Annotated in this window: 27 protein-coding genes, 2 tRNA genes and 1 other RNA gene; 16 read left to right on the forward strand and 14 right to left on the reverse strand. The window is 61.5% G+C overall.

Annotated features, from left to right (window positions below; genetic code table 11):
- Positions 1–23: 23 nt before the first annotated feature.
- The gene (locus KCX59_RS13035; RefSeq protein WP_178994841.1) at positions 24–1028 is read right to left on the reverse strand and encodes a hypothetical protein; all 1005 of its coding nucleotides are present in this window, start codon (positions 1026–1028) and stop codon (positions 24–26) included.
- A gap of 131 nt (positions 1029–1159) precedes the next feature.
- Between KCX59_RS13035 and pepN the strand changes: the two genes are divergently transcribed.
- Both pepN and KCX59_RS13045 read left to right on the forward strand, forming a co-directional pair.
- Positions 1160–3721 carry an aminopeptidase N gene (pepN, locus tag KCX59_RS13040; RefSeq protein WP_179017839.1) on the forward strand — a complete coding sequence of 854 codons (2562 nt, stop codon included), beginning with the start codon at positions 1160–1162 and terminating at the stop codon, positions 3719–3721.
- Positions 3722–3779: 58 nt separating this feature from the next.
- On the forward strand, positions 3780–4259 hold the full coding sequence (locus KCX59_RS13045; protein WP_091467995.1) for an OsmC family protein: 480 nt from the start codon (positions 3780–3782) through the stop codon (positions 4257–4259).
- Here KCX59_RS13045 and KCX59_RS13050 read toward each other — a convergent pair.
- Entirely contained in the window at positions 4256–5248 is a 993-nt protein-coding gene (locus tag KCX59_RS13050; RefSeq protein WP_179017838.1) for an NAD-dependent epimerase/dehydratase family protein, read from the reverse strand. The genes KCX59_RS13045 and KCX59_RS13050 overlap by 4 nt on opposite strands.
- Positions 5249–5335: 87 nt before the next feature.
- On the opposite strand from KCX59_RS13050, the gene KCX59_RS13055 reads away from it, so the two are divergent.
- Both KCX59_RS13055 and KCX59_RS13060 read left to right on the forward strand, forming a co-directional pair.
- Entirely contained in the window at positions 5336–6034 is a 699-nt protein-coding gene (locus KCX59_RS13055; RefSeq protein WP_017200600.1) for a mechanosensitive ion channel family protein, read from the forward strand.
- A complete protein-coding gene (locus tag KCX59_RS13060; protein WP_306294131.1) occupies positions 6027–6509 on the forward strand; it encodes a globin in 483 nt (160 codons plus the stop codon). The genes KCX59_RS13055 and KCX59_RS13060 overlap by 8 nt, the downstream gene beginning before the upstream one ends.
- Positions 6510–6512: 3 nt before the next feature.
- Here KCX59_RS13060 and KCX59_RS13065 read toward each other — a convergent pair whose 3' ends face one another.
- Complete coding sequence (locus KCX59_RS13065) at positions 6513–7184, reverse strand: hypothetical protein (protein WP_178994848.1); 672 nt, start codon at positions 7182–7184, stop codon at positions 6513–6515.
- 63 nt (positions 7185–7247) lie between these two features.
- On the opposite strand from KCX59_RS13065, the gene KCX59_RS13070 reads away from it, so the two are divergent.
- Positions 7248–8153: an acyl-CoA thioesterase gene (locus tag KCX59_RS13070; protein ID WP_091468004.1), complete on the forward strand. Its 906-nt coding sequence runs from the start codon at positions 7248–7250 to the stop codon at positions 8151–8153.
- Between the two features lie 64 nt (positions 8154–8217).
- Here the strand turns inward: KCX59_RS13070 and ettA are convergent, their stop codons facing one another.
- Together ettA and KCX59_RS13080 are read right to left on the reverse strand one after the other, a co-directional pair.
- Complete coding sequence (ettA, locus tag KCX59_RS13075; protein ID WP_011775070.1) at positions 8218–9900, reverse strand: energy-dependent translational throttle protein EttA; 1683 nt, start codon at positions 9898–9900, stop codon at positions 8218–8220.
- Positions 9901–9956: 56 nt separating this feature from the next.
- The gene (locus KCX59_RS13080; RefSeq protein WP_370629196.1) at positions 9957–10448 is read right to left on the reverse strand and encodes a DUF6993 domain-containing protein; all 492 of its coding nucleotides are present in this window, start codon (positions 10446–10448) and stop codon (positions 9957–9959) included.
- Positions 10449–10594: 146 nt separating this feature from the next.
- Between KCX59_RS13080 and KCX59_RS13085 the strand changes: the two genes are divergently transcribed.
- The gene (locus tag KCX59_RS13085) at positions 10595–10786 is read left to right on the forward strand and encodes an SRPBCC domain-containing protein (RefSeq protein WP_256871474.1); all 192 of its coding nucleotides are present in this window, start codon (positions 10595–10597) and stop codon (positions 10784–10786) included.
- Complete coding sequence (locus tag KCX59_RS13090; protein ID WP_256871473.1) at positions 10722–10949, forward strand: SRPBCC domain-containing protein; 228 nt, start codon at positions 10722–10724, stop codon at positions 10947–10949. The genes KCX59_RS13085 and KCX59_RS13090 overlap by 65 nt, the downstream gene beginning before the upstream one ends.
- 71 nt (positions 10950–11020) lie before the next feature.
- On the opposite strand, the gene KCX59_RS13095 is transcribed toward KCX59_RS13090, so the two are convergent.
- Positions 11021–11093, reverse strand: a tRNA-Arg gene (locus KCX59_RS13095).
- A gap of 207 nt (positions 11094–11300) precedes the next feature.
- Here KCX59_RS13095 and KCX59_RS13100 point away from each other — a divergent pair.
- Complete coding sequence (locus KCX59_RS13100) at positions 11301–11855, forward strand: single-stranded DNA-binding protein (RefSeq protein WP_178994851.1); 555 nt, start codon at positions 11301–11303, stop codon at positions 11853–11855.
- A 63-nt stretch (positions 11856–11918) separates the two neighbouring features.
- Entirely contained in the window at positions 11919–12524 is a 606-nt protein-coding gene (locus KCX59_RS13105) for a GNAT family N-acetyltransferase (protein WP_178994853.1), read from the forward strand.
- Positions 12525–12538: 14 nt separating this feature from the next.
- On the opposite strand, the gene map is transcribed toward KCX59_RS13105, so the two are convergent.
- A complete protein-coding gene (gene map, locus KCX59_RS13110) occupies positions 12539–13306 on the reverse strand; it encodes a type I methionyl aminopeptidase (RefSeq protein WP_091469563.1) in 768 nt (255 codons plus the stop codon).
- Between the two features lie 202 nt (positions 13307–13508).
- On the opposite strand from map, the gene KCX59_RS13115 reads away from it, so the two are divergent.
- Positions 13509–14195, forward strand: a complete 687-nt coding sequence (locus KCX59_RS13115; RefSeq protein ID WP_179017837.1) for a DNA alkylation repair protein — start codon at positions 13509–13511, stop codon at positions 14193–14195.
- A gap of 34 nt (positions 14196–14229) precedes the next feature.
- Here KCX59_RS13115 and mptB read toward each other — a convergent pair whose 3' ends face one another.
- A complete protein-coding gene (gene mptB, locus KCX59_RS13120) occupies positions 14230–15786 on the reverse strand; it encodes a polyprenol phosphomannose-dependent alpha 1,6 mannosyltransferase MptB (RefSeq protein WP_091469565.1) in 1557 nt (518 codons plus the stop codon).
- 189 nt (positions 15787–15975) lie between these two features.
- Here mptB and orn point away from each other — a divergent pair, with 189 nt between their 5' ends.
- The 4 genes from orn to KCX59_RS13140 all read left to right on the forward strand — a co-directional run bounded on the left by orn (position 15976) and on the right by KCX59_RS13140 (position 18293).
- Complete coding sequence (gene orn / locus KCX59_RS13125) at positions 15976–16569, forward strand: oligoribonuclease (RefSeq protein ID WP_218649362.1); 594 nt, start codon at positions 15976–15978, stop codon at positions 16567–16569.
- Positions 16570–16701: 132 nt separating this feature from the next.
- A tRNA-His gene (locus KCX59_RS13130) sits at positions 16702–16777 on the forward strand.
- Positions 16778–16904: 127 nt separating this feature from the next.
- The gene (gene def, locus KCX59_RS13135; protein ID WP_178994857.1) at positions 16905–17477 is read left to right on the forward strand and encodes a peptide deformylase; all 573 of its coding nucleotides are present in this window, start codon (positions 16905–16907) and stop codon (positions 17475–17477) included.
- A gap of 3 nt (positions 17478–17480) precedes the next feature.
- Positions 17481–18293 (forward strand): acyltransferase domain-containing protein, encoded by an 813-nt coding sequence (locus tag KCX59_RS13140; protein ID WP_179017835.1) that lies wholly within the window; start codon positions 17481–17483, stop codon positions 18291–18293.
- Here the strand turns inward: KCX59_RS13140 and KCX59_RS13145 are convergent.
- From KCX59_RS13145 to rnpB, 4 genes are all read right to left on the reverse strand, one after another.
- Complete coding sequence (locus tag KCX59_RS13145; protein ID WP_179017834.1) at positions 18278–19078, reverse strand: HNH endonuclease family protein; 801 nt, start codon at positions 19076–19078, stop codon at positions 18278–18280. The two genes, KCX59_RS13140 and KCX59_RS13145, sit on opposite strands and share 16 nt — an antisense overlap.
- A gap of 123 nt (positions 19079–19201) precedes the next feature.
- Entirely contained in the window at positions 19202–19411 is a 210-nt protein-coding gene (locus tag KCX59_RS13150; RefSeq protein ID WP_091469568.1) for a hypothetical protein, read from the reverse strand.
- Between the two features lie 73 nt (positions 19412–19484).
- Positions 19485–20936, reverse strand: coding sequence for a glyceraldehyde-3-phosphate dehydrogenase (locus tag KCX59_RS13155; protein WP_218649360.1), 1452 nt, complete (start codon positions 20934–20936; stop codon positions 19485–19487).
- Positions 20937–21235: 299 nt separating this feature from the next.
- Positions 21236–21627, reverse strand: an RNA gene (gene rnpB / locus KCX59_RS13160) — RNase P RNA component class A.
- A 57-nt stretch (positions 21628–21684) separates the two neighbouring features.
- Here rnpB and KCX59_RS13165 point away from each other — a divergent pair.
- On the forward strand, positions 21685–22449 hold the full coding sequence (locus KCX59_RS13165; protein ID WP_091468031.1) for a YaaA family protein: 765 nt from the start codon (positions 21685–21687) through the stop codon (positions 22447–22449).
- 30 nt (positions 22450–22479) lie between these two features.
- On the opposite strand, the gene KCX59_RS13170 is transcribed toward KCX59_RS13165, so the two are convergent.
- On the reverse strand, positions 22480–23217 hold the full coding sequence (locus KCX59_RS13170) for a zinc ribbon domain-containing protein (RefSeq protein ID WP_178994862.1): 738 nt from the start codon (positions 23215–23217) through the stop codon (positions 22480–22482).
- An 89-nt stretch (positions 23218–23306) separates the two neighbouring features.
- On the reverse strand, positions 23307–24218 hold the full coding sequence (locus KCX59_RS13175; protein ID WP_179017833.1) for a Nif3-like dinuclear metal center hexameric protein: 912 nt from the start codon (positions 24216–24218) through the stop codon (positions 23307–23309).
- A 124-nt stretch (positions 24219–24342) separates the two neighbouring features.
- Between KCX59_RS13175 and msrA the strand changes: the two genes are divergently transcribed.
- Complete coding sequence (gene msrA / locus KCX59_RS13180; protein ID WP_011775087.1) at positions 24343–24867, forward strand: peptide-methionine (S)-S-oxide reductase MsrA; 525 nt, start codon at positions 24343–24345, stop codon at positions 24865–24867.
- Positions 24868–24927: the final 60 nt, after the last annotated feature.

A 24927-nucleotide genomic window follows, 5' to 3' on the forward strand; every position in this document is an offset into this window, starting at 1 on the left:
GGGATGCGCTACCTAGGGTACCGCTACCCGGGTTGTTGGGCCTGCCCGTCGCCATGGGCGCGATGCGCCGCCCTGTTGAGAACACCGGCCAGCTTGTCTGCGGAAGCCTGGGTCCCTGCGCTGAGTGCCACGCGGCCTCCGTTGAGTTTCCTTACGACGACGGCCGGGCCACTGCTGACGAGCATCGCTGTCGCGTCGTCATGGTGCCGCCAGCCCCACCCACCATAATCTGCCGCCTTTACGTCCGCAGGTGCTGCCCCAGCGATGTCGACGGCGGGGACGGTCAGGACGCGGACGATCCCGCCGGCGAATACCTGCAGCCCTCCCCTGTCCGCCCGCACCCGTGCGAACAGGAAACCTGCGCCGATGAGGGCCGCCGCTGCTACCAAGGCACCCAGCCATGGAACTGCCACGGCTATCAGCGCAGCGGGGAACAGTGCCGAGACTATGATCATGACGAAAACGGAACTCCGGGCATGCACCCACAGCCGGAGCGTGTCGCGGGCGAGATCGGGATCTTCGAGAAGTCTCAACTCTTCCTCGAGCGCAACGTCATCTTCCCTGGTCCAACGAGGGTCCGGCTTAAAGGCGAACATCATGACGACGCCCAGCGCCACAGCGGCTCCGCTGCCCATGGCCAGCACGATCGGATCAACGTGGGACTCGCGCGCGTCCGCCAGCCCGGACTGGCCGACCAGACCTGCAGCCAACACGGTGGTGATGAAAAGGCTGACCATGAGGCCCACACCCATCATGACGCGGCGCATGACCACCGGCCGGGAAATCGACACCGCTTGGAGGAAGACTGCCCAACCGCAGAAGGTGATAAGGGCAGCGCCGCCTGCCACGTAGGCGCCGAAAGGAGCGAAGGAAGAGCCGCCGTCGGCGCTCCACATAACGGCGACCGGGTTTGGGAGGTCGTTGCGCAGCATCTGGGCGCACACGACAAACCCGACCGCGAGCAGCAACGGAAAGGCGACCGCAAACCTCAATGCGCGGAAATCGAGGGTGTCCCGGAACGATGCCATAATCCAACGCTACTCCGTGGCGCGACACTGTGGTGCCCGCTCCTTGCCTTCACGGCGTGGAGTGAAAGAATGACTTCACACCAGCGACCGGCCATGACGGGCCGGCCATCCCAAATCTCCGGAGGCACCACTTGCCAGGCCTGAATCTTACGCGCGATGAAGCCGCCACGCGCGCCGAACTACTCAACGTCGAGTCGTACAACGTCACCCTGGACCTGACCCAGGGAGCAGAGACCTTCGGCTCCACCACTGTTGTGAAGTTTTCCGCGGAGCCCGGATCGTCCACGTTCATCGATGCCATCACCGCAGCGGTCCACAGCGTGACGCTCAACGGCACCGAGCTGAACCCCGCTGAGGTCTCTGACGGCGTCCGCATCCAGCTCCCGGATCTGTCAGCGGACAACGAACTCGTGGTGGTGGCAGACACTCCCTACATGAACACCGGTGAGGGACTCCACAGATTCGTTGACCCTGTTGATGGTGAGGTTTACCTCTACACCCAGTTCGAAGTTCCTGACTCCAGGCGCATGTTCGCCGTCTTTGAACAGCCCGACCTGAAAGCCAGCTTCACGTTTACCGTCACCGCTCCTTCGCATTGGGACGTGATCTCCAACTCCCCCACGCCGGTTCCCGTTGAAGCCCCTGGCACCGAGGACGGCACCGCGCGTTCGGTGTGGAAATTTGCCCCCACGCCCCGTCTGTCTTCCTACGTCACGGCCTTGATCGCCGGACCGTACCAGTCGGTCCGTTCCGAGGTCACCAGCTCAGATGGCCGCGTCATCCCGCTGGGAGTATTCGCCCGCAAGTCACTCATGCAGTACCTCGACGCGGACAACATCTTCGAACTGACGCGCCAGGGCTTCGAGTTCTTCGAGGCACAATTCGGGTTCCCGTACCCGTTCGAGAAGTACGACCAGCTCTTCGTCCCGGAGTTCAATGCCGGGGCCATGGAGAATGCCGGTGCCGTGACCATCCTGGAAGGCTACGTTTTCCGTGGAAAGGTCACGGGTGCACAGATTGAGCGGCGCGCCATCACGGTCCTGCACGAGCTGGCGCACATGTGGTTCGGGGACTTGGTAACCATGCGTTGGTGGAACGATCTCTGGCTCAACGAATCCTTTGCCGAATACATGTCTCACCTGGCCGCCGTGGAGAACACCGAATTTGACCGGGCCTGGACCACGTTCGCCTCCGTGGAAAAGTCCTGGGCCTACAAGCAGGACCAGTTGCCCACCACGCATCCGATCTTCGCCGAGATCAACAACCTCGAAGACGTCGAGGTGAACTTCGACGGCATCACCTACGCCAAGGGCGCCTCTGTCCTACGACAGTTGGTGGCCTGGGTGGGACCTGAACAGTTCATGGCAGGCGTCCGCACGTACTTCGCCAAGCACGCTTGGAAAAACACCGAGCTCGCGGACCTCATGGTGGAGCTCGAAGCTGCGTCCGGCCGCGACCTGGACGCGTGGGGCAAGCTCTGGCTCGAAACTGCCGGTGTGAACACCCTCGCCCCGGAGCTGACCGTTGCCGCGGACGGCAACATTACCGATTTCGCGATCCTGCAAACCGCGGTCGACGAACAGCCCACGCTCCGCCCGCACCGCCTGGCCGTTGGCTTCTACTCGCTCTCGGGCGAAGGCAAGCTGGAGCGGACCCACCGCGAGGAACTCGACGTCGATGGCCCTCGTACCGAGGTACCTGCCTTGGTTGGCAAAGCCCGGCCGGACCTGATCCTGTTGAACGACGACGACCTCGCGTATGCCAAGGTCCGCCTCGATGAGCACTCCCTTGCCACCGCCAAAGCCCACCTGAAGGACTTCGCCACCAGCCTGCCCCGCACATTGGTGTGGGGTTCGGCCTGGGACGCCGCCCGCGACGGCGAAACCCCGGCCCGCGGCTACGTAGAACTGATCCTGGCGAACATCGCCTCGGAAACAGACTCCTCCGTGATCCTGGTCCAGCTGCGCCAGCTCGCCACCACCTTGACCTATTTCGTGGCCGCCGATCACAAGCTTGACTCAACGACCGCGGCTGCGGACAAGTTGTGGGAGCTCGCATCGGCAGCTGTCGCAGGTTCGGATGCCCAGCTGCAGTTCGCCAAGTCGTATGCCCAGCTGGCCCGCAGTGGCGGACAGCTCGACCGTCTTCAGGCCCTTTTGGACGGTACGGAGACCCTCGAAGGACTCAGCATCGACCAAGACATGCGTTGGGAACTGCTGACGGCCCTTGTTGCCGGCGGCCGGCAGGGCCAAGCCCGGATCGACGAGGAGCTTTCCCGGGACAACACTTCCAACGGCCAAAATGCAGCAGCCCAGGCGACAGCAGCCATCCCCACGCCGGAGGCCAAGGCAGCAGCTTGGGACTCGATCGTGGTCAAAGGAGAACTCTCCAACGCCTTGCAAGCCTCAGCCGTGGCCGGCTTCATGCGAGTCGTGGACACCGGCTTGTTGGAACCTTTCGCGGAGAAGTACTTCGAGGCCGTACCTGGAATCGTTGAGGACCGAACGCACGCCCTGGCCCAGCAGATTGTGGTGGGTCTTTACCCGGCACAGCTCACCACGCAGGCCACAGTGGATCGCACGGACCAATTCCTGGCCGGTCTTCCGGAGGAGAGCGCAGCACTGCGCCGCATGATGCTGGAAAACCGGGACAGCGTAGCCCGGGCACTGCGCGCACGGGCAGCAGACGTCTAAGCCCGCAGGATCGTGAGGCCCGTGCGGACGGTTGTGGCCCCAAAGCTAAACTGTCCGCATGGGCCTCCACGAACACCATTACGCACTGACCGTCCGCTGGACTGGAAACCTCGGCGAAGGCACGGCCAGCTACCGGGGATATTCAAGGGACCACGACGTCGAAATCAGTGGCTTGCCCACCTTGAAGGGCTCAGCAGATCCGACGTTCCACGGCGACCGCACACGCTACAACCCGGAACAGTTGTTACTTGCGGCCCTCTCGCAATGTCACATGTTGTCCTTCCTGCACGTGGCCGTCAAGCATGGGGTGGTAGTGACCGGCTACGAGGACAACGCCGAAGGCCTCATGAAGCTCAACCGGGACGGCAGCGGGCAGTTCGAAAGCGTCACCCTGAAGCCTCACGTCATCATTGCCGATCCCGCCCACGAAAGCTTGGTCCCGCAGCTTCACCATGAAGCCAACCAGGTCTGCTTCATCGCCCGCAGCGTCAACTTCCCGGTACTCCACGAACCGATCACGACGGCGGCAGCAGCCTAACGCTGTTCGAGCTGCCAGAGTGCCACGAGCCTTTGTTCCATTTCACGGCTCAGGCCGGCTTTTCGTTCCCTGTCCAGGCCTCGCGCCCGTTCATCCTCGAGCGTGGCAGCCAGGGTGTCCTGCCACGGCCGCAGGACCATTCCGCGCTCACGTGCCGCCCGGTTGCTCCGAGTCTGAAAGCCGTCATGGCCTGACGGGAGCCACAGAGGCAGGGAATCCGGGCCGGACCAGTACTCGACACCGTGCTGCACGAGCCAATCGACGTCCGGCACGACGACGTCCGGGGTTCCAACCGCCCGCTGGGACTCGGCGATGTAGTCCTCGAACCGCACTACCTCTCCCAAGGCGTTGTAAATTCCCGTCAGCCCTTCCTCCGCGGACTGCAGGATCCACGCCGCAAGGTCCCGGACATCAATGATCTGCGTGGCTTCGTCCGGGATGTCCGGGACCAGTACCGTGTCAGTGTTCGCAGCGAATCGGGCAGGCCAATAACCGTATCTGTCGGTGCCGTCCCCGGGTCCGCCAATGAGTCCCGCCCGGACGATATGCGCCTTTTCCCCCACAGCGGCAAGCGTCATTTGCTCGATCGCCGACTTGGACTCCCCATACGTTTCCGGGGTGCCTGCCTGGCCTTCAGGCAAGGGCTCCAAGAGGGCCGCATTCTCATCCGCGTCAGGCACTGAGTGGTCCGCATACACGGAGCAACTTGAAACAAGGCTCCAATGAGCGGCGGAAGGGCCCAGCACGTCCAGTGCCACACGCGCCTGTACCGGATCCCGGGAGACATCCACCACTTCGTCCCAGCGTCCGTCGATCTCCGCGAAGGCCGTTGCACCCGCCGCGCGGTCGCTCCTGACCCAAGTGACGCCGTCGGGCGGGCTTGTTGAACTGCCGCGAGCCAAACAGGTGACCTCATGCCCGGCTTCAACAGCCTGCCGGGCGATTTCTGCTGACAAGAAGGCGGTACCGCCCAAGACCAGGATGCGCATACCGTCACGCTACGGCGCTAGGGTTGTAGGTGGACAGAGTGTTCCGCGCCCGGCGAACACGGGCCGACGACAAGGAGCTATTCCACCTTGACCTCCATCCCTCTGGCGGAAACCATCAACATCGAACCCGAAAAAATCGACCTCATGTCGATCCTCATCACAGTGGGCGTAGGCCTGGCAGTGTGGATCGTGGCGCGGTTCATCATCCTGCGCATTACGCGACGAGTCTCGGCGGGCAGTTCTTTCTTCAAGAAGCCGCACTTCAAGTGGGTGCAACCCGCAATCCGTGCATTGGACCATGAACGACGCTCCCAGCGCGCCGAGACCATCGGCTCGTTGCTGACAAGCCTGGTAAGCGTTGTGGTGGTGGTGATCGTGATCATCTACGTCCTCAAATACATGAACGTGGACGTCGCACCGCTCCTGACCAGCGTGGGCATCCTCGGTGTTGCCATCGGTTTCGGCGCCCAGCAGTTGATCCGCGACTTCCTCGCGGGAATCTTCATCACCATTGAGGACCAATACGGAATCGGCGACGTGATCGTTACCAGTGAAGTCATTGGTACCGTTGAATCGGTGGGCCTGCGCATCACGCGGGTCCGCGCTGAAGACGGCGCCATCTGGTACCTTCGCAACGGCGAAATCCTCCGCGTGGGCAACCGTTCGCAGGGCGACTACGTGCCGTTGGAAACACCTGACACCAGCGACGAACCAGGCGCTGCAGCTGCGCCCGTCACAGCAGGCGCACCGCGCGTCACCAAAGCCGAGGAGAAGTCCAATGAGTAACACTGCAGGTGGGCAACCACCAGCACCGCAGGCGGGCCCCCGACGCCAGCTGATGCAGAACGATCCGTTCAGCCAGCCCGCCTACACGGACAGCTTCTACGCGGCAGTTGGCGGCCATGAGACGTTCGTCAAGCTCATCGACGTCTTTTACGACGGCGTAGCCACGGACCCGTTGCTTCGACCCATGTACCCCGAAGAGGACCTCGAACCGGCAAAGCGCCGCTTCCTCATGTTCCTGGAGCAATACTGGGGCGGTCCAACCACCTACGGCGAAGAACGCGGCCACCCACGGTTGCGCATGCGCCATATGCCGTTCCGGGTGACCCCCGAAGCCAAGGACCGCTGGTTGTTTCATATGCGCACGGCCGTGGACTCTTTGGAGCTCTCGCCGTTGCATGAGGGCACGCTGTGGGACTACATGGAGCGCGCAGCGCTGACCATGGTCAATAGCCCTTCGACCGGCCCTGAGGCCTAGGTCCTAGAAACCGAGCCCCAGGCCTGCTCCGGTCCGGACCAGCACATGGCCGCGAGGGCCGCTCAGGCGGAACCAGCGGCCATTGCGGAAGACCTTCTGCTCGGACCCGCCCAGGAAACCCAAAGCGAAAGCGGCGAAAGCCGCACCTGCCGGCAATCCGTCCAGACCGGGTAGTTCCCGGCCCCACACTGCTGCCCTGGCTGTGTTGACCACTGCGGCGCCCGCCAAAGCGGGAATGACGCCCGCCACCTCCGCAATGCCGGCCTCCGCCGCAGACTTGAGGTCGGCGTCGGGAACTGTTCCTTGGGCTTCCCAGCCGGTCCGCGGCGCGCCAACGCCCGCCCAGGATTCAGAAACTGTCGACGGCGGGATGGGCAGTTCCACATCCTCGGCCCCTGAGCGGGCCAGCCGGTCCATAACGGACGCGAGCGTCACCGTCACGTCGGCTTGCGCAGGCTCTGCCAGGGCCATGGTTCGCAGGCCAAGAATCGTAGGGGTTGATTCGCCCAGGATGCGGGGCCTCAGCACACACACGTAGGCAGCCAGGACATTGCCCGTGGCCTGAAGGCGGATAGCGCCGTCGTCGATGCTCTTTGCCCGCGTAACGAAGGTTCGCAGGTCAGCGAGGTCGCGGGGATCGGCGAAGCGGAAGGACTGGGTCAAGACGTCTGTCACATCATCGACTCTACCGGCATGTCCCCGGTTGAGAGGGGTTGGGGTGCCGTCTAAAGTCGAACCATGACTGACACGAACGCTGGCCTCGAGGTGGAGGCACCCGTAGAAGACCCCATGGAAGTGCTGATTGGCCTGCTGGATCTTGGTGACTTTGACGGAGCCCGCACCAACGAGGACATTTTCCTGGGGCCGTCCCAAAAGCAACCCAGGCACCGCGTTTTTGGTGGCCAGGTGCTGGCGCAGTCCATGATGGCCGGCATGAGGACCGTTGAGCCGGACAGGGTGGCGCACTCCATGCACGGATACTTTCTCCGTCCGGGTGATGCCAACAAACCCATCACCTTCGGTGTGGAGAGGCTGCGGGATGGCCGGTCCTTCTCGGCCCGCCGCGTACATGCCTACCAGGACGGCGTACCGATTCTCTCAATGATCGCTTCCTTCCAGGTGGAAGACAGCGGCCTGGACCACCAGGCACAGATGCCCGAGGGCATCCCTGATCCGGAAACCCTGCCTAGCACCGCCGAGCTGTTGTCCCACTACGATCACCCCATGGCACGGCACATGTCTTCAGAGCGGCCCTTCGACGTCCGCCACATCGACCCCGCGCTCTACGTGTCCCCACCCACCGATCATGTAGCTACCAATGCTGTCTGGATGAAGACCATGGGCCCCCTTCCCGATGACCCCAACCTTCACCGGGCCGCCTTGGCGTACGCCAGCGACTACACGCTGCTGGAACCCATCCTCCGTAAGCACGGCCTGGCCTGGATGACGCCGGGCATGAGCGTTGCCAGCCTCGATCACGCCATGTGGTGGCACCGTCCCGTGCGGGTGGACGAGTGGATGCTGTATGTGCAGGAATCCCCCAGTGCCCAAGGTGCCAGGGGACTCGCCACGGGACGCATCTTCAACCGGGACGGGCAGCACGTTGCCACGGTGGCCCAAGAAGGCATGGTCCGGATTCCGTAGCCTTGCCTTAAAGCCAAGAGGCCGATCCCTGCTGGGACCGGCCTCTTGTGTTTGCGGCTTACTACTAGTCGCGGGTCAGGCGGCGGTGGGTCACCCGGTGCGGCTTTGCGGCATCGGGGCCGAGGCGCTCCACCTTGTTCTCCTCGTAGGAGTCGAAGTTGCCCTCGAACCAGTACCACTTGGAGGGGTTCTCGTCGTCACCTTCGTAGGCGAGGATGTGGGTCGCAACCCGGTCCAGGAACCAACGGTCGTGCGATACCACTACGGCGCAGCCCGGGAACTCGAGAAGGGCGTTCTCAAGGCTGCTCAGGGTTTCGACGTCGAGGTCGTTAGTAGGTTCGTCAAGGAGCAGGAGGTTGCCACCCTGCTTGAGCGTCAGAGCCAGATTCAGGCGGTTGCGCTCACCACCGGAGAGGACACCCGCCTTCTTCTGCTGGTCCGGTCCCTTGAAACCAAACGCCGAAACGTAGGCACGCGAAGGCATTTCAACCTGGCCGACCTGGATGAAGTCATGGCCTTCGGAGACAACTTCCCACAGGGACTTGTTGGGATCGATGCCGCCACGGGACTGGTCCACGTAGGAGATCTTCACGGACTCGCCGATTTTGAGCTCACCATCGTCCAAAGGCTCCATACCGACGATCGTCTTGAACAGCGTGGACTTACCCACACCGTTGGGTCCAATGACGCCGACGATGCCGTTGCGGGGCAGCGAGAAGGAAAGGTCTTCGATCAACACTCGATCGTCGAAGCCCTTCTTCAGGTTCTTGGCCTCGATGACCAAAGAACCCAGGCGCGGTCCAGGCGGAATCTGGATCTCTTCGAAGTCCAGCTTGCGGGTGCGCTCGGCCTCGGCAGCCATTTCCTCGTAGCGGGCCAGACGGGCCTTGGACTTGGTCTGGCGGCCCTTGGCGTTGGAGCGCACCCACTCAAGTTCCTCGGTAAGGCGCTTGGAAAGCTTCGCGTCTTTCTTGCCCTGGACCTCGAGGCGGGCTTTCTTCTTCTCCAGGTAGGTGGAGTAGTTGCCCTCATACGGATAGAGGTGGCCGCGGTCGACTTCTGCGATCCATTCAGCCACGTGGTCAAGGAAGTAACGGTCGTGGGTCACGGCAAGGACAGCGCCGGGGTACTGAGCCAGGTGCTGCTCAAGCCAAAGTACGCTCTCGGCGTCCAAGTGGTTGGTGGGCTCATCAAGGAGCAGGAGGTCGGGCTTCTGCAGGAGAAGCTTGCACAGTGCTACGCGGCGGCGCTCACCACCGGAGAGGACTGTGACATCGGAATCAGCCGGCGGGCAGCGCAGTGCGTCCATGGCCTGCTCGAGCTGGGAATCGATGTCCCAGGCATCAGCAGCATCAATGGCTTCCTGAAGCTTGCCCATCTCGTCCAGGAGCGTCTCGTAGTCCGCATCCGGGTTGGCCATTTCTTCGGAGATCTCATTGAAGCGCTGGATCTTGCCGTAGATCTCGCCAACACCCTCCTGGACATTGCCCAGGACGGTCTTTTCCTCGTTCAGCGGCGGTTCCTGCAGGAGGATGCCCACGGTGTAGCCGGGGCTCAGGCGGGCCTCGCCGTTTGACGGGGTGTCCAGTCCGGCCATGATCTTCAGGATGGTGGACTTACCAGCACCGTTCGGACCCACGACGCCGATCTTCGCGCCAGGGAAGAACGACATGCTGACGTCGTCCAGAATAAGTTTGTCGCCAACGGCCTTGCGAGCCTTGGTCATCGTGTAAATGAATTCCGCCATGCCCTTAAATCTAATGGGTAGGCGTACATAACTCACATTCGAGCCCTGCGGTGGAGCTAGCGGGCGTCTCCCACGAAGCATTTTCCGGTGGCCAGCACCGGCAGCACCGTGACCACTACCCCGCCGTCGCGGATCTGCCCCATGATGCAGCTCTCCCCCGTCAGCGCTGCGGCTTCCATTGCATCCACATCAAGGCCCGTGGGCGTACGGCTCACGGACACCTCCACGTTGGCGTTGGGGATGCCTGCAGCAACCAGGGCCGCACGCAGGGTTTCGCGGTCGGGCTTGGGGTTGCTGGCTACTAAGGTTTTCAGCGTTGACTCCACGGCAGAGGTGGTTGCTGCAACAGCCGGATCAATGGTGGCCGTGGCCACCGGACTCGCGGACGGTGAGGCAGTAACCGCAGGCTGAACGGTGGATGACGTGGGCGTTGCCGTGCAAGCGGTGATCGTCAATGCCGCCGCGATCATCAGCGACAACCCGGCTACGCGGACTTTCGATGCGTCTGCTGCCCTGCCATATGCCTGTGCGGTTCGCCTGCTGATCACCTAGCCATTCTGCCATCCACAAACGAGTGCGCCATTCACCTGCGAGCGCCATTCACAGGGCGTGCTGACGGGCGTAGCGTTTTCCCAGTTAGGGTTTAGCGCTTCCAAGTGACGTTTCAGGGCAGAACGATAGGTGGAGTTGCATAATGCGTGGACCAAGAAGCGGGCCAATACCTGATGCGGTCGCATCGACCACCATTGCTGCCCCTCCTGAAAAGGTATGGGAAGCCCTGACTGATCCGGCCCTCATTCGGCAGTATTTCCTGGGAACCAATGTCTTTCGATCCCCCGAAGTTGCTGAAGACCACTCATTACAGTCCATCCTCGGGGCTCCCTGACGTTCCCGAGAACCACCACACTGTGGAATACAACGTGACTGACGAATCTGACGAAACAAGAGTGACCATCATTCAGGGCAACAATTCGAGTGTGGAGGAAGTGGAGCAGTCCACCGCGACCTGGGAGTTGGTGCTCCGAAACCTCAAGGAATTTCTCGAGTAAGGGCGCTAACGAGTGAGTGCCTTCTAACGCGGACATCCCCCTTGGACGCTGTTCCAAGGGGGATGTTTCGGTGCCCCAGGAGGGAATCGAACCCCCGACCGGCGGATTAGAAGGCCGCTGCTCTATCCCCTGAGCTACTGGGGCGCACTCGCGCCAAGACCACATGGGCCGCTGGCGCCACAAAGAGTTTACAGTGCGATCAGCCAACTGCTTGCCATCCCATGCAAGGTGCCTCTACTCCTCCACAGCCGCCGTTATCCACATAGGCGCATGAGGCCCTGCCCTCACTGACTTCCCTGGATGAAGCTGAAGGAGCCGGACAGGCACTTCACCAAACCGAGAAGGACCACCATGAATGACATGATCACCGTTCGGGGCTTCGTGGCCTCGGAGGTCAAGAGTTCCACCACAACACGGGGCACGTCCACGGCATCGTTCCGCCTGGGCACCACGGAACGCCGCTACGACCGCGCCACCAACACCTGGGTGGACGGGAACACCAATTGGTACACGGTTCAGTCATTCCGCTACCTCGCCGGACACGTTGGATGCAGCGTGAAAAAGGGACAGCGCGTCCTCGTCGTTGGGAAGCTCCGGTTGCGGCAATGGGAACATGAGGGCCGTGTCTACCACGTAGCCGAAATCGACGCCGAATCAGTGGGACATGACCTAATGTGGGGCTCTGCCAACTTCACCCGAATGACCGGCGCCTCAGCCCCTGCCGATGCAGCACCTGCTGTTGAGGCACCCGGCACCCCTGACCGCAGCAATGACTGGGACTCGGACGACCACGAACAAGTTCCACCGGAAGACGAGTCCATCGTGAGGGACGTTGACGGTCCTGATGGCACCGGTCCCCTACTGGTCAACACCACAACAGGCGAACTGGTGGGTGCCGGCGTGTGATCGTTGCACCACGATTCCGGCGTCCACGGGACCAGCAACGCGGGCCCGGCCTATTGTGGGTCCATGGAACACGGCCATCCTGCTTCGAAGATCGAGACAGCTCCTGCCACCTGGGCGGCTGTTGAGGAATTGTTCGGAACCAAGGGCGAACCCTCCCGGTGCTGGTGCCGGTGGTTCGCCCTTACCGGCAATGATTGGGCCGGAACATCGCCCGGTGACCGCAGGGAATTGTTGAAGTCATCGTTCCAAACAGGTCCTGCGCCCGGCGTACTGGCGTTCCGGGATGGTCGTCCGGTCGGCTGGTGCGCAGTGGAACCACGAGCCAAGTATCCGCGCCTGAAACGATCCCAGGTCCTCAGAGAGGCAGGTCTCCGGTCGGAGGACGGCCTCGATCTTTGGGCCGTCAGTTGCTTTGTTGTAGCACCGAACCACAGGCGCACCGGAGTGTCGTCCGCTCTGCTTGCTGCCGCGATGGATCACGCTTTCAACAACGGTGCGAACGTCATCGAGGCCTATCCGGTGGATACGGATCATAGGACCAAAGCGACGGCCTCGGACCTGTTCCACGGCACGCTTTCTCTTTTCAAGGCTGCCGGCTTCAGTTCCGTGTCCGAATCAGTTCCCGGCCGGCCGGTGGTACGCCTCAAAAAGCGTGGTGCGGCTCGATAAGGAGGGTCGGCAAACTACGGCAAAGTGAGGATCATCGGCCCGTCAGCCGTGACGGCCACAGTGTGTTCGCTGTGGGCGGCGCGTCGCCCGTTTGCCGAACGAAGAGTCCATTCGTCCTCGTCGTGGTAGTAGTCGTCCTTGCCGCCCAGGATCAACATGGGCTCAATGGCAATGACCAGGCCTTCTTCGAGCTTCATGCCCCGGCCAGGTCGTCCCAGGTTAGGGACAGGAGGTTCGGCGTGCATTGTCCGTCCTATGCCATGCCCTCCATGATCAGCCAACAGCCCATATCCGGCACGTTTCGCCTCGCCACCAATCGCATAGGCAAGGTCACCCATCTTGTTTCCTATGCGGGCAGCGTCGATACCGCGGACAAGTGCGGCTTCCGTTGCTTTCACCAATTCGTGATCCGCCGGGTCTCCGTCCCCTACGACGAAGCTGACGGCGGCATCACCGCACCAGCCTTCCACGAAGGCACCACAATCGACGCTGAGCAGATCGCCGTCCTCCAGTACGTATCCATTGGGGATCCCGTGCACAACGGCGTCGTTGACACTGGTACAAATGACGCCGGGGAACGGCACAGCCGCCCAGCGTGGGTGGTAATCCAGGAAGGCAGGCTTTGCCCCGGCATCGGAGATTACGGCGGCAGCGACGTCGTCGAGTTCCTTAAGCGAAACACCCACTGCAGCTTGCTCCCGGACTGCGGACAGTGCATTGGCCACTACGCGACCGGCCTCGCGCATCATCGCGATTTGGTCCGGTGATTTCAGCATTGACATCAAGGTTCCTTCGTTGTGGCCGATGTGTAGTTGGTTGTTGCCGGCGGGAGTTCGTTGTTGCCGATATGAGTTCGGGAGCCGATGGCCGCGAAAAGGAACAGCGGGCCGGATATGCCCACTCTACGGTGGCCGAACAGCGGGGACCACAGTTCTCGCGCAGCGGCTCACACCCCGTCGTCCGTCACCGACCTAGAGTTATGGCATGAGCCCCAATGTCCTCGTGGAGTCGATCCGATCAACGCTCCGATCAGCCGCTGATGCCGAACGCGGCGCCGGAGCCCAGGCTTACTTGAAGTCCGACATGCCTTCTTGGGGTGTCCGGGTTCCCGAGGTTCGCAGGATAGTGAAGGTTGCAGTAAAGCAGTTCCCGGTGACCTCGCCAGCTGAGCTGCAAAAAGCCGTTCTTGAGCTGTGGCGCAACGCGGAGGCCCGCGAAGAGCGATACGCAGCCATCGACCTGACAGGCCTGCGAATGGTCAAAGAAGACCTGCAAATGCTCCCCCTATATGAGGAAATTATCCGGACTGGTGCATGGTGGGACCTCGTCGATGGGGTCTCACATCGGATCTGCGCGCTTCTTCTTGCGCACCGGCCCACGATGACGCCGGTACTGCTGCAGTGGTCCACTGACCACGACATGTGGATTCGCCGGGCGGCGATCACTGCACAGCTAGGGGCCAAGTCAGAGACTGATACCGGCCTCCTGTCAGCAGTCATCTCCGCGAACCTCGCCGACAATGAATTCTTCATCCGCAAGGCCATCGGGTGGGCGCTCCGTGAGTACAGCAAAACAGATCCCGCATGGGTCAAGGCGTTCGCTGCCAACAACTCAGCGGCGTTGAGTCCGCTGTCCACCCGCGAGGCATTGCGGCTGTTGCCGTCCGACTGACGCGGAACTTAGCAGGCCGGACAGGGCCGGGTCTTCAGATAATCGGACGCAGTCCGGATTCGTCCCGCACCCGGAACAAGCTCTTGGTCTTCGGATCCATGAAAATCAGGTAAATGGCGAAGAACAACGCAATAACGGCCGCCCCGATCCGGGCCAGCAACAGTGCCAAGCCCAGGTCTTCACTCTGAAGGTACGGGAAGACGTCCAACTGGTCGGAGATGGCGTAGACCATGAAGAACGACACAACGAAGTACAGTGCCTTGACCTGCCAGTCGTTGCGGATGCCGGTCACGGCAAACAGGGGGATCAACCACACCACGTACCAGGATTGGATCATTGGTGCCAGCAGGACAATGGCAGCAAATGCCAACGTAAGCCGCCGCATGAGCCGGTCGTAGTCTCCCCGGAAGATCATCCAGGCAACAGCAGCAACCATGAGGACCTTGCCGGCGTCATAAACCACCTTGGCCATGACCTGGCCGTCCAAACCCAAAACGCTGGAAATCGATCCGACAGCCAACCCGATAAGACCAACGGGCGCATACCAGATTGCTACGCTCCCGGGCGCCGACAAGCCGTTGATCCATCCGAACCCGAAGCCGTTGACCAGGCTGAGTGCATAGAGGAGCCCGAAGCTCAGAGCCGCTGTCAGGAACCAGTAGAGAAATCTGCGCGGCCATGAGGCATGCTTGCCGGCCCACAGAAGCCCAATGAAGGGAAGGAATACCACCGTGATCGGTTTGACTGAGATGGAGAGCGTTACCAGCACCAGTCCGCGAATGACGCGGTGGGTTGCGCAGTAGTACAGGCCTGCCAGTGCCAGCCCGATCATCAAGGCGTCGTTATGGACGCTGGCAATGAAGTTAGTGAGAAAGAGCGGATTGGCAGCTGTCAGCCATAGTGCCCTGTGGGGATTTACACCGTGGAGTTCGGCCAGCTTCGGCACGTAGATGATGCAGAGAACCACACCCACTGCAGCGACGAGGCGGAAGAGCATGATGCTTGCTTCCGGTTGGACGTTGGTCACCCACACCACAAACTGTTCAATCCAAAGAAACAGCTGTCCGTACGGTACCGGCGCCTCTGTCCATTGCTTGTCAGCTCCCAACTGGAAGTAGTTGGGCAGCGCCGATATGCCGTTCTCATAAGGATTGATGCCCTCCACCATCAACCGGCCCTGGCCGATATACGCGTAAACGTCCCTGCTGAAGAGGGGAACAGTGAACATCATGGGCAGACCCCAGGCCACCACCGCCTGCAGCGTGGCTTTTCGGGCTTCCATTCCCCAGACCCGGACCCGCTGGCCCAGACGAAGCCAGGCGCGGACGAGCAGCATACCGCCGATGGCCAGTAAAACAATGGAAAGTCCGACGCCCACACCTTCGGTGCGCATCCAGATGAAAAGCGGGAGTCGGCGAAGTTCCGAGACCGGAGCAAGCCAGCCAACCCCCAGTGAGCCAAACACCATGAACATGGAACCAACGAAGCCGGCGATCAGCGGCGAACGTGCGTTATCTACCTCGCCGGCAACGGCGTCAGCCGACGGCGTCGCTGTCCCTGCCAACTGGGCGGCGGGTACTGGCACCGTCATGTAGTCGTCATCCAATCGTTCACCCGCTGTGTTCGGGTCAAAATTCTGCGTCATGGGGGCTTTCGGCAACAGGAAGAAACGACACTGCCGCGCTCAAAAATCGTACCATCGGAGCACTTGTAAGCCACTGAGGGATAGGCTTGGCGCGTGCCTATTACTAATGAACGCATCGTCTGGATCGACTGCGAAATGACCGGCCTGGACCTCACGAACGACGCCTTGATCGAGGTTGCAGCGTTGGTGACGGATTCCGAGCTCAACATTCTGGGCGACGGCGTTGACGTCGTCATCAAGCCGGATGACGCAGCGCTGGAACAAATGAATGACTTCGTGCGGGACATGCACACCCGCTCCAAGCTCCTGGACGAGCTCCCCCAGGGGAAGACCATGGCAGAGGCAGAAGCACAGGTCCTTGAATACATTGAGAAGTGGGTCCCGGATCCCCGTAAAGCTCCCCTGGGTGGAAACTCTGTGGGAACAGACCGCATGTTCCTTGCCAGGGACATGCCCAACATCGTAGAGCACCTCCATTACCGCGTGATCGATGTCAGCACCATCAAAGAGCTCTCACGCCGTTGGTTCCCGCGCGCGTACTTCCAGTCCCCGGCCAAGCATGGCGGTCACCGCGCCCTGGGCGACATCAAGGACTCCATTGACGAGCTCCGCTACTACCGCCAGGCTGTCTTCGTGCCGGCGCCGGGACCGGACACGGCAACGGCACAGCGCATTTCCAAGGACATCATGGCTACCGCAGAGACCCTGGGGTCCAGCGAAAAAGTGTGATCTGCACCATTTTTTGAGGTTTTTTTGCCAAAACCGGCAAAAGTGGACTTTGCACCCCAAAACAGCAGGTAAGCTATTTGTCGTTGCCTTGAAGGAAAGCCGGTCAAACGGTTCAGCCCAAAAAGGCACATGGTGGGCTTAGCTCAGTTGGCAGAGCGCCTGGTTGTGGTCCAGGAGGTCGCGGGTTCAACCCCCGTAGCTCACCCCACCGAGATTGGCTCCAGAGCCGGTTTCCACAAAGGCCGCACCGGTTATCCGGTGCGGCCTTTGCTTTTAACCCAAAAGCGGACCAAGGCCGCTTCCGGACCGCAGCGCTAGACGAAGGAAAAACTGAGATGACCGTCCTGCCAGTCACCATTTGGGGCGAACCTGTATTGCACCGCCGGGCAAGTGAAGTCGAGGTTTTCGACGACGAACTCCGCGCCTTGATCGCGGACATGTTCGAGACTAATGACGCTGCCAACGGCGTAGGGCTCGCCGCGCCCCAGATCGGCGTGGGCAAACGCCTTTTTGTCTACAAGTACGCCAACGATGACGACGTCCCCGAACAGGGTGTTGTAGTCAACCCCGTGCTGACACTGTCCAAGGTCTCCGGCGCACTCCCGGATCCCGATGAACACGTTGAGGGCTGTTTGTCCTTCCCCGGCGAGTACTACCCGCTGCAGCGCGCTGAATGGACACGGGTTCAGGGCTTTGACGGTGACGGCAAACCCCTGGATTTCGAAGCGACAGGCTGGTTCGCCAGAATCCTACAGCACGAGTTCGACCATTTGGACGGCAAACTTTACGTCAATCGTCTCGTGGACCGGTACTCAAAGAAGGCCCTCAAGCAAGCAAAGAAAAACGGCTGGGGTGTGCCGGGCCTGACCTGGATGCCTGGCGTCGACCCAGATCCGTTCGGGCACTAAGCCATGGCCGCCAGCCCTCACGCAGAGCTTTTTGAGCTCTTGGACATCACCGGCGAAGACGCCACTGAATGTGCGCACCTTCTGGGGACGCCCCCGGACGAGCCTGTTCTGCAGGCGATGCAGACGATGCAGGAAAGGCTTGGGACCTTTCCAGTAGACAGCATTCGGGCCGGCGGCGCTGTGGAGACGGTGTGGATCGAAGCACTCCTCCGCTTCGCGCCCTCAGTTCACGCCTACCATCTGGAGCTGGGAATCAGTCCCGCTGTCTCGGCCGCATCCTTGGCAGACATGGGCTTGCAGCTTCGTATCAACAGGCGGGTCCATGGCCGTTTTGGCCTGGATACCTGGAGTTGGCTGACGTTGCACATGGCCGGCAATTTGTTCCGGCTTGGCCGACTGCAGTTTCATTTGGTTCCGGCCGATGGTCGGGGCTCAGGCTGGGTTCTTGGCGTCCATATACCCGAAGATGGAGGCCTCTCCCCTGCGCTGGTGGATGCCAGTTTTGCGGAGGCGGGATCCTTCTTCCCCCGGTATTTTCCTGACAAGCCTGCGCGCAAAGCCACGTGTGATTCATGGATGTTGGACCCGTATCTCGTCGAGCGCCTACCGGACAGCAACATCGCGTCGTTTGCCGGACGTTTCACGCTCGACCGCTGCACTGATGCACCTACGGATGCCATCTACTTCACTTTCAGGCAGCGGGGACTCCATGACTTGGATAAGCTCCCGCGGGAAACCTCACTCCAGCGCGTGGTCCTGGAGCGGATCGACGACGGCGGCATCTGGCAACTGGGGCACGGTCACCTGGCATTGTAGATGGTTTGCTGTTCCGGGCACGAGGACAAAACCCGCTTCATGGCGTCCTTTTCGGCCTGCGTAATCCAGAGCTTATAGGCCGCTTTCACGGAGACCTGCCGGGCCACGTAGTGGCAGCGAAAATTCTTGTTAGCCGGCAGCCACGTGGCCGCGTCACCTGCGCCCTTCTTAACATTGGCGGGACCGTCGGCGGCGATCAGGTTCAGCGGATCGTTCGCGAATATTTGCCGCTGCTGCACAGTGAGCTGCTGGGCGCCCTTTTGCCAGGCGTCGGCGAGGGCCACCACGTGATCAATTTGAACTGCAGCGCTGGTGTCCTGGCCTCTCCGGAAAGTCACCTGCGCCCCCGTGTATGGTTCGTGAAAGCTGCCACCGGCAACCTTGCACGATGAACCTTCCGTGAATTCGACCGCCGAGAGGTCCCGCCGGAGAATGTCGTTTCTGGTGTCGCACCCATTCCGGTCAGCGTCCGACCAGGCTTGCCCGAATGCGGCCCTATCGTAGTCCGATTTGGCCGCGCGCCCTTTGACCGGGAGTCGCTCCAAGGCGTCGCTCGCCTTTTCCGGGGCAACGGGCACCCCACCGCGAAGGGGTTTCATCCAGCCGGGATTGTAGACGGGCGCTTCACTAGGGCCGGCGGCCCATGGTTCAGCGGCCGTGAATTGTCCTGTGGTGAAATACCAGGAAAGCCCTGCCACCACGGTTGCGGCGGCCAGTCCCAGAATGGCCCACGCCTGACGTGACCGCCGCCGCGCGCGTTTGTAGGCAGACCAAGTGATACTCAAGGGACTCCATCCAATGGGGAAACAGCAATGTCCTACGAGCGTAGGACATGGCCCCGACAGTCAGAGTCGATATCCACAGTGTGCAGGAGAAGTCACACTGTGGAGATGGGATGCTTCAGTGGGTTATTGCTCACGCATTACGCGCTGCAGGTCCTCTGTTGCCAGCGCGAGGAGGCCTCGCAGTTGTTCCACGCGCTGATCCGGGACGTCGCCGGAAGCGTTGGCTGCGATAGCTTGATCCAGAAGTTTTTGGGCCTGTTTGTGGTTGGCCTTTGCGACGTCCAGGGCGTGCTCCAAGGTGGTCTCATGTTCCAACGTTGATTCGTTTTCCATGAACCCATTTTGGTCAGGTTTCCCGGCTGATACCAGTGACTCAGCCGGGAAACCCGTGAATACTTCGGCGTGCTTAGGCTCCAGCGCCTTCAAGCACTGCGATGGGAGCAACCACGTCGCGTGCCGGGAACGACGGCGGGTTTACGCCGGCCATTTCTTCCATGACACGGACAACCTGGCAGGAGTAGCCGAACTCGTTGTCGTACCAGACGTACAGAACGAGGTTCTTGTCGTTGGAAATCGTTGCGAGGCCATCAACAATGCCCGCGCGGCGTGAGCCAACGAAGTCAGTGGAGACAACATCGGGAGAGTCGATGTAGTCGATCTGCTTGCGAAGATCGGAGTGCAGGGACATCTCACGGAGGAAGTCGTTGACTTCGTCGCGGGTGGTTCCCTTTTCAAGGTTGAGGTTCAGGATGGCCATGGAAACATCCGGAGTAGGAACGCGGATGGCATTGCCCGTGAGCTTGCCCTGCAGTTCCGGAAGTGCCTTGGCTACGGCCTTGGCGGCACCAGTCTCCGTGATGACCATGTTCAGGGCCGCGGAACGGCCGCGACGATCGCCCTTGTGGAAGTTGTCGATCAGGTTTTGGTCATTGGTGAAGGAGTGCACGGTCTCAACGTGGCCGTGGATGATCCCGAACTTGTCGTTGATGGCTTTCAGCACCGGCGTAATGGCGTTGGTGGTGCAGGATGCCGCGGTGACGATCTTGTCATCATCGGAGATGTCCCGGTGGTTGATGCCGTGGACGATGTTCTTCAGCTCACCCTTGCCCGGTGCAGTCAGCAGCACACGGGAAGCACCCTTGCTCTGCAGGTGCTGGGAGAGACCCTCGGCGTCGCGCCAGCGGCCCGTGTTGTCCACCACCAGGGCGTCCTTGATACCGAAGGCCGTGTAGTCCACAGTGGCCGGGTTGTCCGAGTAGATGACTTGGATTTGCACGCCGTTGGCGGTGATGGTGTTGGCTTCCTCGTCCACGCGGATGGTGCCTTCGAAGGAACCGTGCACCGAGTCACGACGCAGCAGGCTGGCGCGCTTCACAAGATCGTTCTCGGCACCCTTGCGCACTACGATCGCGCGGAGTCGCAGGCCGTGCCCGCCACCGGCCTTCTCAATGAGGATGCGGGCCAGGAGGCGGCCAATGCGGCCAAAGCCGTAAAGAACGACGTCGGTGCTGGTGCGGTCGTCTGCGCCACGCTTTCCCACGATTTCGGCGAGCTCGGCACGGAGGTACTCATCCAGCGAGGCGCCGTTGCCTTCGGCCCGGAACTTCTCTGTCAAACGTGCGATATCAATGGCGGCTGCGCCGAGTTCCAGCTCGGACAGGGCGTTCAGCAGCGGTGCGGTCTCTTCGAGCAGCAGCTCGTGGTTGCTCATCCGGCGCGCAAAGCGGTGGGCCTTCAGGATGTTCATGGTGGACTTGTTGATCAGGCTCCGGCCGTGGATGCTCGTGACCACGTTGTTTTCCCGGTACAACCGGCCGATCACCGGAATCATGGCCTCGGCGAGAGCCTCCCGGCCCATCCACTTATCAAGACAAGAATCTGACGTCTGGCTCACAGAACTACCTTCCTTGGGTCAACCACATACGTCCTCGTATGTAGATGGCAGCGGCCGCCCGGAGTAGTCCTGCGGCTCATGCGCCGGCGGGCTTCGGTCCACCCACAGCGCCTTGAACGAGAGCAAAGAAAATCCGCCGGCTGCGAACGCAGTCCCGGCGGCAGAACATCTACGTTCAGTAACCATTCTAAGGCGGAAGGAAGGGGTGAAGGCCGCCCCGCGGCGTGAAATCACTCACACGGCGGAAATCCGGGAGTAATAAATGGATGGGTCGACCGATACGCCGGGTTCTGTCATCCCCTGCCGTTACCGGAAAGGGAGTGGCGGCCATCCATCTACGAACGCCGTTGCCGACGCCCTCCAGCAGCCTACCCGGACACTCGGGCGAGCAGCCCTCAAGCGTGTCCTGTCTGGCCTTGCTCCGGGTGGGGTTTACCTAGCCTCCCCGGTCACCCAGGGAGCTGGTGGTCTCTTACACCACCGTTTCACCCTTACCTGCTGCGCTGCGATGCAAACATCACGACGCGCAGGCGGTCTCTTCTCTGTGGCACTGGCCTGCGGGTTACCCCGAGTGGGCGTTACCCACCACCCTGCTCTACGGAGCCCGGACGTTCCTCGAGCCACTTTCGTGACGCGCGACCGCCTGGTCGACCCATCCGCCGTCCAGTCTACCGGCGTTGGGACCACCCAAAGACCCCGGTAATATCGACGGGTGCTGATTCTGCTGCCGCCTTCCGAAGGCAAGACCCCCGCTGCCAACGGCCCCTCCATCAACTGGGAATCGCTCAGCTTCCCTGAGCTGAACCCGCACCGGGCAAAAGTACTAGAAGCGTTGGGCACGGTGAGCGCGCACGAGGATGCACTTGCGCTGTTGGGGGTCGGCGCCTCGCTGCGGGACGACGTCGAACGTAATACGCGGCTGCATGCCGAACCGGCCGCTCCCGCGCATCAGGTCTATTCAGGGGTTCTGTATGACGCCCTTGGCTACAACACCATGACCCCGACGCAGCGCCGGAAGGCGAACGAATCCATCCTGGTGGTTTCCGCACTGTGGGGCGCCATCGGCTTTGGCGACCATGTGCCCGCCTACCGGTTGTCCATGGGAACTGCACTGCCCGACGTCGGACGCCTCGCCTCCTACTGGAAGCCGCAGCTTAACGCCGCCCTCGCCTCACGTGCTGAAGGTGAGCTCCTGGTCGATTGCCGCTCCAGCACCTACGCCGCGGCCTGGGCTCCCCCGGCGACGCAGACAGTCAATGTCAACGTCTTCAACGAGGCGAACGGCAAGCGCACGGTTGTCAGCCACTTCGCCAAACACACCCGAGGGGAACTGGCGCGACACTTGCTGACCCGGCGTGGCAAGGCGCCGGCAACCCCGGATCAGCTCCTGAAGGCCGCGCGCGAAATCTGGAGAACAGAACTTGTTGAGGGAACGGCCCGAAAGCCGCACGCGCTCAACATCATCCTGTCCAACTGACTGCTCCTGCACAGCTGAGGTTGGGCTGCGTCAGTTCCACTCCGCCGAACGGACCAGGATGACACCTGAGTCCGGGCAAAAAACAATGTCGTCCTCTGCGGCTGCTTTGACTTCGGCAAGGTCGCCGGGGCTGAGCATCATGCCGGAGCCTTCGGACTTACCGTGGAACAGCCGGGCTGCACCGACTCCCCGCTTGGTAATGGTCTTCTCGTAGATGGCAAGCACTCCCGCGTCCAGGGATTCCGCGAAGGCGGCGCGTTGCCCGCGGACCACAGTTTCTTCAGCGGCAATCTCTGCAATAGCCTCGTCCAGCTCAGCTCGGATGCTCCCGAACGAGCCCTGGATGTCGTCCACGATCGCCTGCTGGGCAGCCTGACGCTCCCGCAACGTATCCAGGCGCTCCAGGATTTCGAGCTCCACGTCTTCAAGGTCCGAACGGCGCTTATTGAGTGAGGCAATGTCGCTCTGCAGCGCCACCAGGTCCTTGGACAGGCCGGTGCCGCTGTTGAGCCGGGTCTCGTCGCGTTGAATGCGGGTGGCTACCTGCTCAACGTCGGCTTCCGCACGGCGAAGTTCGGCCTCGGCGTCGTGGACGGCAACCTTGGCAGCGCCAAGTTCGCCGTTGGCCACGTTCAACGCATCCGTGAGGTCCGTGATGCGTGGATCTGTTTCCAGAACCTTCCGTCGGCCGGCAAGCGACCTGAGCTTGGCATCGAGCCCCTGCAGTTCAAGCAATTTCAATTGTTCTGCCGGTGCTGCTTTCGCCACGCTTACCTCCGCTAATCGCCACCGGTCCTGGGGATCAGGTCCGGCCGGACCGCCACTATCTGTCAGGGCTGCCCGTATCTTTCTAGACTCTAGTCCCCGCCGGGAGTGAGTATGAAGTCCCATGGGTCGCTGTTGGTGCCGCTGACGCGGATCTCGACGTCGTAGCCCTGGTCTGCGAGCACGTTACCCAGCGCTTCGGCGGCTGCAGGCAGCCACAGCCATTCACTGGCAAAGTGCGAAACATCGATCAGGTAGGGGCGGCCGTTAGTGGCACCTTCGCGCGCCTCCGAGGCCGGGTGATGACGCATGTCTGCCGTGACGTACACATCCGCATGGCTGGCCCGAACGGCGTCGAACAGGCTGTCCCCGGCTCCACCGCAAACTGCGACACGCCGGACCAGGCCGTCTTTATCGCCAGCCACCCGGACTCCCCCGGCTACAGCGGGCAGCATCTCAAAGACGCGCGCTGCGAAATCACCGAGCGTCTCAAGTTCGGGGAGGTCACCCACCCTGCCGATGCCCTCCTCCGGAAGGCCGTTGCTTGCAGCAGTCAGCGGAGTGACGTTCTCCAATCCGAAAGCGTCGGCCAGGACATCGGAAACCCCGCCCACTGCTGAATCACCATTGGTGTGCACGGTCAAAAGGCCCGTACCGGCCTCTATCAACCGGTGGACAGCGAGGCCCTTTGCGGACGTGGCTGCCACAGAGTTCACCCCTTTGAGAAGCAGGGGGTGGTGGGTGATGAGCAGTTCGGCTCCCCACTCCACGGCCTCATCGATCACGGCCAGCGTGGGATCCACAGCAAAGAGGATCTTGGTGACGGGGGCGTTGGGTCGGCCGACAACAAGGCCCACCTCGTCCCAGTCTTCAGCCAGGGACTCCGGCCAGAGTTCCTCGACAGCCAGCAACACCTGACCGAGCGTAGGATCACCGCTGGCGTCAACTGTTTCGTCTTCTTCGACGAAATCCGCATCAGAAATGTCGGTGTTTACTGCTTCCATGCTCTTATTCTTCCCTACTGGGCCCGATCGGGCGGTTGCCGCACCGGCAGCACCTCCCTGGTGCCGTAATTCTCCCGTAAGGTGAAGCGGGAATCATCAGGCCCTCCGATCCATTGAAGAGAACATGAAAACTTTCGTACTTGGCGGCGGCTGCTTCTGGTGCCTTGATGCCGTATACCAGAAGACCCGCGGCGTCAGCTCGGTAGTATCCGGATACACCGGCGGCCACGTCCGCAATCCCGATTACTACGAAGTGTGCTCCGGTACTACGGGCCATGCAGAAGTTGTGGCGGTGACATTCGATGAAACCGTGGTTCCGGAGGAAGTCATCCTGGACATGTTCTTCGCCCTGCACGACCCCACCACGCTGAACCGTCAGGGCTATGACGTGGGAACTCAGTACCGGTCCTCGATGTTCTACACAACGACGGAAGAGAAGGTGCTGTTCGAGGAAGCCATCGAGCGCGCCCAGGCCCTATGGTCCGATCCGATTGTGACCGAGGTCAGCCGCCTTCCCGAGTTCCATGAGGCCGAGGAAGTCCACCAGAATTACTATGCGAAGTTCCCGTATCAGGGGTACTGCCAGGTGATCATTAACCCGAAATTGGCTAAGGCCCGGAAATATTACTCTGCGTGGCTTACTGCTTAGCAGGGTTTCGATCCTGCTGGTTAGGCTGACCTCAGCATTCCCTCTTCAGAGATAGGCGTA

The sequence above is a fragment of the Paenarthrobacter nitroguajacolicus genome (assembly GCF_051027655.1).
GTDB lineage: Bacteria > Actinomycetota > Actinomycetes > Actinomycetales > Micrococcaceae > Arthrobacter > Arthrobacter nitroguajacolicus.

Bases quoted from the DNA above. Each gene is read 5' to 3' on its own strand.
- KCX59_RS13100 (WP_178994851.1), top strand. From the start codon at position 11,301: ATGAATGACATGATCACCGTTCGGGGCTTCGTGGCCTCGGAGGTCAAG.
- KCX59_RS13085 (WP_256871474.1), top strand. From the start codon at position 10,595: ATGCGTGGACCAAGAAGCGGGCCAATACCTGATGCGGTCGCATCGACC.
- KCX59_RS13105 (WP_178994853.1), top strand. From the start codon at position 11,919: ATGGAACACGGCCATCCTGCTTCGAAGATCGAGACAGCTCCTGCCACC.
- msrA (WP_011775087.1), top strand. From the start codon at position 24,343: ATGAAAACTTTCGTACTTGGCGGCGGCTGCTTCTGGTGCCTTGATGCC.
- KCX59_RS13035 (WP_178994841.1), bottom strand. From the start codon at position 1,028: ATGGCATCGTTCCGGGACACCCTCGATTTCCGCGCATTGAGGTTTGCG.
- KCX59_RS13140 (WP_179017835.1), top strand. From the start codon at position 17,481: ATGGCCGCCAGCCCTCACGCAGAGCTTTTTGAGCTCTTGGACATCACC.
- ettA (WP_011775070.1), bottom strand. From the start codon at position 9,900: ATGGCGGAATTCATTTACACGATGACCAAGGCTCGCAAGGCCGTTGGC.
- orn (WP_218649362.1), top strand. From the start codon at position 15,976: ATGACCGGCCTGGACCTCACGAACGACGCCTTGATCGAGGTTGCAGCG.
- KCX59_RS13045 (WP_091467995.1), top strand. From the start codon at position 3,780: ATGGGCCTCCACGAACACCATTACGCACTGACCGTCCGCTGGACTGGA.
- KCX59_RS13150 (WP_091469568.1), bottom strand. From the start codon at position 19,411: ATGGAAAACGAATCAACGTTGGAACATGAGACCACCTTGGAGCACGCC.
- KCX59_RS13060 (WP_306294131.1), top strand. From the start codon at position 6,027: ATGAGTAACACTGCAGGTGGGCAACCACCAGCACCGCAGGCGGGCCCC.
- KCX59_RS13115 (WP_179017837.1), top strand. From the start codon at position 13,509: ATGAGCCCCAATGTCCTCGTGGAGTCGATCCGATCAACGCTCCGATCA.
- KCX59_RS13070 (WP_091468004.1), top strand. From the start codon at position 7,248: ATGACTGACACGAACGCTGGCCTCGAGGTGGAGGCACCCGTAGAAGAC.
- KCX59_RS13050 (WP_179017838.1), bottom strand. From the start codon at position 5,248: ATGCGCATCCTGGTCTTGGGCGGTACCGCCTTCTTGTCAGCAGAAATC.
- map (WP_091469563.1), bottom strand. From the start codon at position 13,306: ATGTCAATGCTGAAATCACCGGACCAAATCGCGATGATGCGCGAGGCC.
- mptB (WP_091469565.1), bottom strand. From the start codon at position 15,786: ATGACGGTGCCAGTACCCGCCGCCCAGTTGGCAGGGACAGCGACGCCG.
- KCX59_RS13175 (WP_179017833.1), bottom strand. From the start codon at position 24,218: ATGGAAGCAGTAAACACCGACATTTCTGATGCGGATTTCGTCGAAGAA.
- KCX59_RS13090 (WP_256871473.1), top strand. From the start codon at position 10,722: ATGTCTTTCGATCCCCCGAAGTTGCTGAAGACCACTCATTACAGTCCA.
- def (WP_178994857.1), top strand. From the start codon at position 16,905: ATGACCGTCCTGCCAGTCACCATTTGGGGCGAACCTGTATTGCACCGC.
- KCX59_RS13155 (WP_218649360.1), bottom strand. From the start codon at position 20,936: ATGGGCCGGGAGGCTCTCGCCGAGGCCATGATTCCGGTGATCGGCCGG.